A 9,703-nucleotide genomic window follows, 5' to 3' on the forward strand; every position below is an offset into this window, starting at 1 on the left:
CCCATCGCCACGGTCGGGCGAACCGCGTAGGTGTCGCCGGGGAGCGCCTGCATGACAAGGCACTCCCGAAAGGCAACACCTCATGAACACTGTGCAGTTCACCGCCGGGACGACCTCGGACGGCATGCTCGAACGCGACTTCACCGTGGCCGGGATCCCCGGCGTGCTCTGGTCGCCCGCCTCCGGTCCCGAGCGCGCACCCCTGGTCCTGATGGGCCACGGGGGCGGCACGCACAAGAAGTGGCCGGGCATGGTCGGCCGCGCGCGGCGTCTCGTCGCCGACGGCGGTTTCCACGTCGCCGCCGTCGACGCGCCCGGCCACGGCGGCCGGCCCCGCACTCCCTACGACGAGCAGGAGATCGCCGCGCTGTACCGGGCGAGGGAGGCGGGCGAGCCGGAAGGCCCGATCGTCGTCCGCTACAACGCCCGGCTCGCGGAGCGTGCCGTACCCGAGTGGCGGGCGACCCTGGACGCGCTCCAGCGGCTGCCGGAGATCGGCGCCGAGGGACCGGTCGGCTACTTCGGGCTGAACATGGGCACCGCGATCGGGGTGCCGTTCGTGGCGACCGAGCCCAGGATCACCGCCGCGGTCCTCGGCGTCCACTGGCCCGACGCCCTCGCCGAGGCGGCACGGCGGATCACCGTCCCGGTCGAGTTCCTGATCCAGTGGGACGACGAGCACATCCCGCGCAGCTCCGGTCTCGCCCTGTTCGACGCCTTCGCCTCCACGGAGAAGACGCTGCACGCCAACGCGGGCAGGCACAAGGAACTGCCCCGCTTCGAGGCGGACAGCGCGGTCCGCTTCTTCACCCGGCACCTGCACCCGAGCCGGACGGCCGCGGTCCCGACGGCCTGACCGGAGCCCGAACAGCGCCCGGCCGGCTCCCAGTCTGGCAACTGCCCGATCCCCGTCGCAAGGGGCCCGGGGCGGGGCCGGTCGGGCCGCCCCGGTCGTCCGGTTCGTATACCGAACATGAACTTCCGGACAACGAACGTTTTCCAGCCAACTTGATGACGCGCTCCTGACAACGGTCGCGTACTCCTGCCAATCTTCCCCTCGGCCGTTCTCAGTCGCCCCACAGCACCCCCCACCGTTTTGCGGACTGTGGCCCGGCCCGCACCTCGTACGTCAGCACGGCGCACGTCCGCACGTCGCACCTCCGCATCTCGTACGTCCGCATCTCGTACGTCCGCATCTCGCACGTCCGCACCTGGTTCCGCGTACTCGCAGTTCTGCCCGGACCGCTCACCCCGCGTCCGGATCTCCCCCATGGCCGCGCGACCCGTGGCCACGCAGAAGGAGTCAGTGTTGAGTAGCAGCAGCTCTCGCAGACGCACCTCCCACACCACCCACCGCCGGGCGGCGGGCATCGCCCTGGCCGGTGTCGCCGCGCTGATCGCCACGGCCGTCCAGTCGGGCGCCGCCAGCGCGGCCCCCGCGCAGGCCCCGCACGCCGGCAAGCCCGACCCGGCCCACGTCGCCGTGAAGCTCACGCCCTCGCAGCGGGCCGAGCTGGTCCGCGACGCCGACGGCGCCAAGGCGCGCACGGCGAAGGACCTGGGCCTGGGCGCCCAGGAGAAGCTGGTCGTCAAGGACGTCGTCAAGGACGCCGACGGCACCCTCCACACCCGCTACGAGCGCACCTACGCCGGCCTGCCGGTCCTCGGCGGCGACCTGGTGGTCGACACCGCGAAGTCGGGCCGGACCGAGGGCGTGCTCAAGGCCACCCGCGCGGCCGTGCAGGTCCGCAGCCTCACCCCGAGCGTGTCGAAGGCGACCGTCGAGAAGCAGGCCGTGCAGCGGGCCAGGACGCTCGGCAGCACCAAGGCCTCGGTGGACCAGTCCTCCCGCAAGGTGATCTGGGCGGCGAGCGGCACGCCGGTGCTGGCGTACGAGACGGTGATCGGCGGCTTCCAGGACGACGGGACCCCGAACCAGCTGCACGTCGTCACCGACGCGAACACGGGCAAGGAGCTGTTCCGCTACCAGGGCATCGAGACCGGTGTCGGCAACACCCAGTACAGCGGCCAGGTCGCGCTGACGACGACCCAGTCGGGTTCGGCGTACACGCTGAACGACGGGGCGCGCGGCGGCCACAAGACGTACAACCTCAACCACGGCTCGTCCGGCACCGGCACGCTGTTCTCGCAGTCCAGCGACACCTGGGGCGACGGCACGACGTCGAACGCGGCCACCGCCGCCGCCGACGCCCACTACGGCGCGGCTGTCACCTGGGACTTCTACAAGAACACCTTCGGCCGCAACGGCATCCGCAACGACGGTGCGGCGGCCTACTCCCGCGTCCACTACGGCAACTCGTACGTGAACGCGTTCTGGGACGACAGCTGCTTCTGCATGACCTACGGCGACGGTTCGGGCAACGCCGACCCGCTGACCGAACTCGACGTGGCCGGCCACGAGATGAGCCACGGCGTTACCTCCAACACGGCGGGACTCAACTACTCGGGCGAGTCCGGCGGTCTGAACGAGGCGACCTCCGACATCTTCGGCACGGGTGTCGAGTGGTACGCCAACAACTCCGCCGACAAGGGCGACTACCTCCTCGGCGAGAAGATCGACATCAACGGCGACGGCACCCCGCTGCGCTACATGGACAAGCCCAGCAAGGACGGCGCCTCCGCCGACTCCTGGTACTCGGGCGTGGGCAACAAGGACGTGCACTACTCGTCCGGCATCGCCAACCACTTCTTCTACCTGCTGAGCGAGGGCAGCGGCGCCAAGGTCATCAACGGCGTCAGCTACGACTCGCCCACCGCGGACGGGCTGCCCGTCACCGGCATCGGCCGGGACAAGGCGCTGCAGATCTGGTACCGGGCGCTGACCACGAAGTTCACCTCGACCACCAACTACGCGGCGGCCCGCACCGGTACGCTCGCGGCGGCCGGTGAGCTGTACGGCACCTCCAGCGCCGAGTACAAGGCCGTGCAGGACGCGTGGGCGGGGGTCGCGGTCGGGTCGCGCTCCGGCGGCGGCGACCCGGGCGGCGGCGGCACCTCGTTCGAGAACACCTCGAACGTGAACATCCCGGACTACGGCTCGGCGGTCACCTCGTCCATCACGGTCTCCGGGCGCAGCGGCAAGGCGCCCTCCAACCTCCAGGTCTCGGTGGACATCGTCCACTCCTGGAGCGGTGACCTCCAGATCGACCTGGTCGCCCCCAACGGGTCGACGTACCGCCTCAAGAGCAGCGGCTACGACCCGACGCCGGACGTGCACGCGACCTACACGGTCAACGCGTCCGCGTCGGCGGCCAACGGGACCTGGAAGCTGCGCGTCCAGGACAAGGGCCCGCAGGACACCGGCTACATCGACGGCTGGAAGCTGACCTTCCCGTAAAGGCCGGACGGGCGCGACCGGCGAGGGCCGCATGCCGTCGCCGGACCCCAAGTCCCCCGAGGACAGGGCGCCGTTCCGGAGGTGAAGCACCCGGGGCGGCGCCCGTTCACACTGCCGAAACACGAACCGGACAGTCAACTTTCGGCCAACATCACCTCGGGGTCCTGACATGTACGCGTCCCTGATGTCACTCTCTCTCCACCCGCCGCACGAGCACAGCAACCGACCTCCCGTCCGGCCGGCACCCCCACGCCGGCCGGGCCCCCCACATAAGGAGCTTGTGTGACTCCCCGCCACCTGCGTCACAAGCGCACCATGCTGGCCGTCGCCACCGCCGTCGCCGCCGGAGCCCTCCTCAGCACCGGCCTGACCACCAGCGCCTCGGCCCAGACCCCGGCCGACTCCAGCGGCCGTACCACCCTGGCCGCCGCCCCCGCCGCCCTCACCACCGCCGCCCGCACCTCGCTGCTCCAGCAGGCGCAGACGGATGCGACCGGCACCGCCCGGCAGATAGGCCTCGGCGCCCAGGAGAAGCTCGTCGCCAAGGACGTCGTCAAGGACGCCGACGGCACGGTGCACACCCGATACGAGCGCACCTACGCCGGCCTGCCGGTCCTCGGCGGCGACCTGATCGTCCACACCTCCAAGGCCGGGAAGACCGAAGGCGTCACCAAGGCCACCGGCGCGGCCATCAAGGTCGCCTCGCTCACCCCGAAGGTCACCGCCGCCAAGGCCGAGCAGCAGGCGGTGTCCCTCGCCAAGGACGCCGGTTCCGCGCAGACCGCCGCCGACCAGGCCCCGCGCAAGGTCGTCTGGGCGGGCAGCGGCAAGCCCGTCCTCGCCTACGAGACGGTCGTCGGCGGCCTCCAGGACGACGGCACCCCGAACCAGCTGCACGTCATCACCGACGCCGCCACCGGCAAGAAGCTCTACGAGTACCAGGGCATCGAGACCGGCACCGGCAAGACCCTGTACTCGGGCCAGGTGACCCTCACCACCACCAAGTCGGGCTCCACGTACCAGCTGACCGACGGCTCGCGCGGCGGCCACAAGACGTACAACCTGGCCCGCAAGACCTCCGGCACCGGCACGCTGTTCACCGACGCCGACGACATCTGGGGCACCGGCACCGCCTCCAGCTCCACCTCCGACCAGACGGCCGCGGCCGACGCCGCCTACGGCGCGCAGGAGACCTGGGACTTCTACAAGAACACCTTCGGCCGCAACGGCATCAAGAACAACGGCCAGGGCGCCTACTCCCGCGTCCACTACGGCAGCAACTACGTCAACGCCTTCTGGGACGACAGCTGCTTCTGCATGACCTACGGCGACGGCTCGGGCAACACCCACCCGCTGACCGCGCTGGACGTCGCCGGGCACGAGATGAGCCACGGCGTCACCTCCAACACGGCCGGGCTGAACTACTCGGGCGAGTCCGGCGGCCTGAACGAGGCCACCTCCGACATCTTCGGCACCGGTGTCGAGTGGTACGCCAACAACTCCGCCGACAAGGGCGACTACCTGATCGGCGAGCGCATCGACATCAACGGTGACGGCTCCCCGCTGCGCTACATGGACAAGCCCAGCAAGGACGGCGCCTCCGCCGACTACTGGTCCTCCACGGTCGGCAACAAGGACGTGCACTACTCGTCCGGTGTCGCCAACCACTTCTTCTACCTGCTGGCCGAGGGCAGCGGTGCGAAGACGATCAACGGCGTGAGCTACAACTCGCCGACGTCCAACGGTTCCACGGTCACCGGCATCGGCCGCGCCAAGGCGCTGCAGATCTGGTACAAGGCGCTGACCACGTACATGACGTCGACCACCAACTACAAGGCCGCCCGCACGGCGACCCTGAACGCGGCGTCGGCCCTGTACGGCTCGTCCAGCGCCGAGTACAAGGCGGTCGCGGCGGCCTGGTCCGGGGTCAACGTCAACTGACCGAGGAGCGGCAGCCGACGGGCGGCACCCGGGAGGACCACTGACCCGGGTGCCGCCCTACGCTGGGTCCCATGTCTTCGGAGGACTTCACCTACGAGGAGGTCGGCGCGACCCGCGAGCAGGGCCACTGCCCGCCCGGCTTCCACCCCCTGCACGTGCGCACCCGCATCGGAGAGGGCGAGGAGGTCTTCCGGCGCGCCGCCGAGGCCGTCCTCACCTGGGAACTGCACCGCGCCGCCGGTGTGGGCATCCACACCGGCGCCGAGCGGGCCGCCCCCGGCGCCGACGTCACCGTCACGCTCGCCGGGGTGATCAAGGCCCCCTGCCGGATCGTCTGGACCCTCGACGAGCCCCGCCGCGCCGGCTGGGCCTACGGCACGCTGCCCGGCCACCCCGAGACCGGCGAGGAGTCCTTCGTCGTGGACCGCACCGGGGACGGCACGGTCTGGCTGACCGTGACCGCCTTCAGCCGCCCCGCCAAGTGGTACGCCCGCGCGGGCGGCCCGGCGGCCCGCGGCTTCCAGCACGCGTACGCCCGCCGCTGCGGCACGGTACTGCGCCGCCTGTGCGCCGGCCTCGGCGACGGCACCTGACCCGCACCGGCAGCCGGGCCCCGCCCGGCGGCCCCGGACGGCCCGCGGTCAGCGCAGCAGCACCCCCGCTCCGTCGCCCGCGTCCTCGGCCGGCACCGTCACCAGGCCCAGTTCCGCGGGGGAGGCGAGCAGGCGGTGGTCGGGCAGGATGCGGACCGTGTAGCCGTAGGGCCCGGTGCGGTCCAGGGAGAGCGGGCCCTCGTAGACCCAGCGGCCGTCCGGATCGGGGCTGCCCGCCGGTTTCAGCGGGACCGCGGTGGCGTCCGTGATGCGGTCCTCCTCGTCGACCCGCCCCGAGACCGCCTGCACCCGGACGTCCTCCGGACCGAGGCCGCCGAGGCCGACGCGCACCCGCAGACCCAGGGTGGAGCCGAGCTCGGCGGTGGCCGTGGACGACGGCTCCCCGCCGCCTTGGGCCACCGGGCAGGACGTCTCCACGTGGTCGACCGTCACCTCGTGCCAGCCCGCCCGCACCCGCGCCTTCCAGGCCGCCAGCCCCCGGGCCGCGTCCGCGTCCAGGGCGCGGTGCGCGTGCGCCGCCGGGGTGTACAGACGTTCGACGTACTCGCGGACCATCCGGCCGGCCAGCACCTTCGGGCCCAGCAGCGTCAGGGTCCTGCGGACCATCTCGATCCAGCGGTCGGGCAGACCGCCCCGGCCGCGCTCGTAGAAACGGGGCGCGATGCGCCCCTCCAGCAGCTCGTACAGGGCGGCGGCCTCGACGTCGTCGCGGTGGTCGGCCTCCGCGCCGGCCGTCGCGGGCAGCGGGGCGCCGCCGTCCGCGGTCGGGATGGCCCAGCCGAAGTCGGGCTGGTACCACTCGTCCCACCAGCCGTCCAGCACGGACAGGTTGAGGCAGCCGTTCAGGGCGGCCTTCATGCCGGAGGTGCCGCACGCCTCCAGCGGGCGCAGCGGGTTGTTCAGCCACACGTCGCAGCCCTGGTAGAGCTTCTGCGCCATCGCCATGCCGTAGTCCGGCAGGAAGACGATCCGGTGGCGCACGCGCGGGTCGTCGGCGAAGCGGACCAGCTCCTGGATCAGCCGCTTGCCGCCGTCGTCCGCCGGGTGCGCCTTGCCCGCGACCACGATCTGCACCGGCCGCTCGGGGTGCAGCAGCAGGTCCATCAGCCGGTCCCGGTCGCGCAGCATCAGCGTCAGCCGCTTGTACGAGGGGACCCGGCGCGCGAAGCCGATCGTGAGCACCCCGGGATCCAGCACGTCGTCGACCCAGCCCAGCTCGGCCGGGCCCGCACCGCGCTGCCGCCACGCCGCCCACACCCGCCGGCGCACCTCGGCGACCAGCTGCTCGCGCAGGTCGCGGCGCAGCTCCCAGATGTCCTCGTCGGGGATGTCGGCCACCGAGTCCCAGCGGTCGGAGCCGCCCACCGACAGCGCGTCCTCGGCGCGCTGCGCGCCGATCTGCCGGGCGCCGAGCCGGAACACCTCCGGGGCCACCCAGGTCGGGGCGTGCACGCCGTTGGTGACCGAGGTGATGGGCACCTCCTCGGGGCCGAAGCCCGGCCACAGCCCGGCGAACATCTCCCGGCTGACCCCGCCGTGCAGCAGCGAGACCCCGTTGGCGCGCTGGGCGAGCCTGAGCCCCATCACGGCCATGTTGAACAGGTTGGGCTCCCCGCCCGGGTAGGTCTCCATGCCCAGCCGGAGGATGCGCTCGACGTCGATGCGGGGCAGTTCGGCGTCGGGTCCGAAGTGGCGGGCGACCAGTTCCCGGTCGAAGCGGTCGATGCCGGCCGGGACGGGCGTGTGCGTGGTGAAGACCGTCCCCGCGCGCACCGCCTCCAGGGCCGCGTCGAAGTCGAGGCCCCGCTCGCCCAGCTCGGCGATCCGCTCCAGGCCGAGGAAGCCCGCGTGTCCCTCGTTGGTGTGGAACACCTCCGGCTCGGGGTGCCCGGTGAGCCGGCAGTACGTCCGCACCGCACGCACCCCTCCTATGCCCAGCAGCATCTCCTGGAGCAGCCGGTGCTCGCTGCCTCCCCCGTACAGCCGGTCGGTCACCTGGCGCTCGCCGAGATCGTTCTCCTCGACGTCGGAGTCCAGCATGAGCAGCGGGATCCGGCCAACTTGTGCCAGCCAGATCCGGGCGTGCAGGGCCTTGCCGCGGGGCAGCGCGAGCGAGACCCTGGCAGGGCTGCCGTCGGCCTCGCGCACCTGGGTGACGGGCAGCTCGTTGGGGTCGAGGACCGGGTAGTGCTCCTGCTGCCAGCCGTCCCGGGACAGGGACTGCCGGAAGTAGCCGTGCCGGTACAGCAGCCCGACCCCGATCAGGGGTACGCCCAGGTCACTGGCGGCCTTGAGGTGGTCGCCCGCGAGGATGCCGAGGCCCCCGGAGTACTGCGGCAGGGCAGCGGTGACGCCGAACTCGGGCGAGAAGTAGGCGACACCCGCGGGCAGCCCCGAGGGCTGCGCCTGGTACCAGCGCTCGCCGCTCACGTAGTCGCGCAGGTCGTCGGCGGCCGCGGTCAGCCGGCGCAGGAAGCGGCGGTCGGCGGCCAGCTCGGCCAGCCGGGCCGGGGACACTCCGCCCAGCAGACGGACCGGGTCGCCGCCGCTCGCGGCCCAGTACTCCGGGTCGACGGACTGGAAGAGGTCACGCGTCTCCGCATGCCATGACCAGCGCAGATTGCGGGCCAGCTCGCTGAGGGGTCGTAGGGGCTCGGGGAGAACGGGACGGACGGTGAACCGACGGATCGCCTTCACATTCCACCACCTGGGCGCGTTCGCTGATGGCCGCACGGCACGGTGCGCTTCGCCGGCAGGACGCACGGCACTGTGCGCCCCGTCACACAGCACGGTACCGGTGCCGGCGCGGGCGCCGCTGGGGGCTACGCCGCCGGGTGGACCAAGACACGGCCAACTTTGTGTGTGGACATACACGCGAGTAGTTAACAAAGTCCCGGATTGCTCACCCGAAAAGGGTGGGAAGGCTCCTGCGGTACGCCCGACAGTAGGACTCCGCAGGACCAACCTCCCCACTGACATCCGCCCACACCCTCGTTGACGCGGACAGGAGCGGTCATGCCCGCCACGCACCACTCGGCACCACCCCCGGCCAACGGCAGGAAAGGCGCGCGCAGGCCACGCGCCGCGGACCCGGCGGCACCGGCAGACCCGGCGGCGCCCGCGGCCGACGCCGTCGCGCCCCCGGGCCCGCTCCGGCCGCCCGCCGCGGGCGCGTCCTCACCGCCGGCCGCACCCCCGGGGCCGCCCCCCGCCCGGGACGCCACCGCCGTCGGGCGGATCCCCGTCCTCGACGTCCGGCCGGTCGTCCAGCACGGCCGCAGGCCCGCCAGAGCGGTCACCGGCGAGTCGTTCGAGATCTCGGCCACCGTCTTCCGCGAGGGACACGACGCCGTCGCGGCGAACGTGGTCCTGCGCGACCCGGAGGGGCGGCCGGGCCCGTGGACGCCGATGCGCGAACTGGCGCCCGGCACCGACCGCTGGGGCGCCACCGTGACCGCCGGCGAGCCCGGCCGCTGGACGTACACCGTTCAGGCGTGGGGAGACCCGGTCACCACCTGGCGCCGGCACGCCCGGATCAAGATCCCGGCGGGTCTCGACACCGAGCTGGTGCTGACGGAGGGCGCCCTGCTGTACGCCCGGGCGGCGGCCGGGGTGCCCGAGGGGCCGGAACGGGACACCGTGCTGGCCGCCGAGGCGGCCCTGCGGGACGGGCAGCGGCCGGCCGCGTCCCGGCTGGCGGCGGCGTTGACGCCGGAGGTGGACGCGGTCCTGGCCCGCCACCCCCTGCGCGAGCTGGTCACCGCCTCGGACCCGCTGCCCCTCCAGGTCG

General features: G+C 72.6%; 6 protein-coding genes. 5 read left to right on the forward strand and 1 reads right to left on the reverse strand.

Annotation, left to right across the window (positions count from 1 at the left end):
- Window positions 1–82: 82 nt before the first annotated feature.
- The 4 genes from AB0G56_RS29315 to AB0G56_RS29330 all read left to right on the forward strand — a co-directional run bounded on the left by AB0G56_RS29315 (window position 83) and on the right by AB0G56_RS29330 (window position 5,892).
- Window positions 83–856 (forward strand): alpha/beta hydrolase, encoded by a 774-nt coding sequence (locus AB0G56_RS29315; RefSeq protein ID WP_360974826.1) that lies wholly within the window; start codon window positions 83–85, stop codon window positions 854–856.
- Window positions 857–1,309: 453 nt separating this feature from the next.
- Complete coding sequence (locus tag AB0G56_RS29320) at window positions 1,310–3,358, forward strand: M4 family metallopeptidase (RefSeq protein WP_360974829.1); 2,049 nt, start codon at window positions 1,310–1,312, stop codon at window positions 3,356–3,358.
- 282 nt (window positions 3,359–3,640) lie between these two features.
- Complete coding sequence (locus AB0G56_RS29325) at window positions 3,641–5,299, forward strand: M4 family metallopeptidase (protein ID WP_360974832.1); 1,659 nt, start codon at window positions 3,641–3,643, stop codon at window positions 5,297–5,299.
- A gap of 71 nt (window positions 5,300–5,370) precedes the next feature.
- The gene (locus tag AB0G56_RS29330; RefSeq protein WP_360974835.1) at window positions 5,371–5,892 is read left to right on the forward strand and encodes a DUF1990 domain-containing protein; all 522 of its coding nucleotides are present in this window, start codon (window positions 5,371–5,373) and stop codon (window positions 5,890–5,892) included.
- A 48-nt stretch (window positions 5,893–5,940) separates the two neighbouring features.
- Here AB0G56_RS29330 and AB0G56_RS29335 read toward each other — a convergent pair whose 3' ends face one another.
- The gene (locus AB0G56_RS29335; RefSeq protein ID WP_360974838.1) at window positions 5,941–8,610 is read right to left on the reverse strand and encodes a glycosyltransferase family 1 protein; all 2,670 of its coding nucleotides are present in this window, start codon (window positions 8,608–8,610) and stop codon (window positions 5,941–5,943) included.
- A 318-nt stretch (window positions 8,611–8,928) separates the two neighbouring features.
- Here AB0G56_RS29335 and AB0G56_RS29340 point away from each other — a divergent pair.
- Window positions 8,929–9,703: maltotransferase domain-containing protein (locus AB0G56_RS29340; RefSeq protein ID WP_360974841.1), on the forward strand; the 775-nt coding region annotated here is incomplete at its 3' end.

The sequence above is a fragment of the Streptomyces sp. NPDC021356 genome, from assembly GCF_040641015.1.
Taxonomy (GTDB): domain Bacteria; phylum Actinomycetota; class Actinomycetes; order Streptomycetales; family Streptomycetaceae; genus Streptomyces.

Bases quoted from the DNA above. Each gene is read 5' to 3' on its own strand.
- AB0G56_RS29315 (WP_360974826.1), top strand. From the start codon at position 83: ATGAACACTGTGCAGTTCACCGCCGGGACGACCTCGGACGGCATGCTC.
- AB0G56_RS29330 (WP_360974835.1), top strand. From the start codon at position 5,371: ATGTCTTCGGAGGACTTCACCTACGAGGAGGTCGGCGCGACCCGCGAG.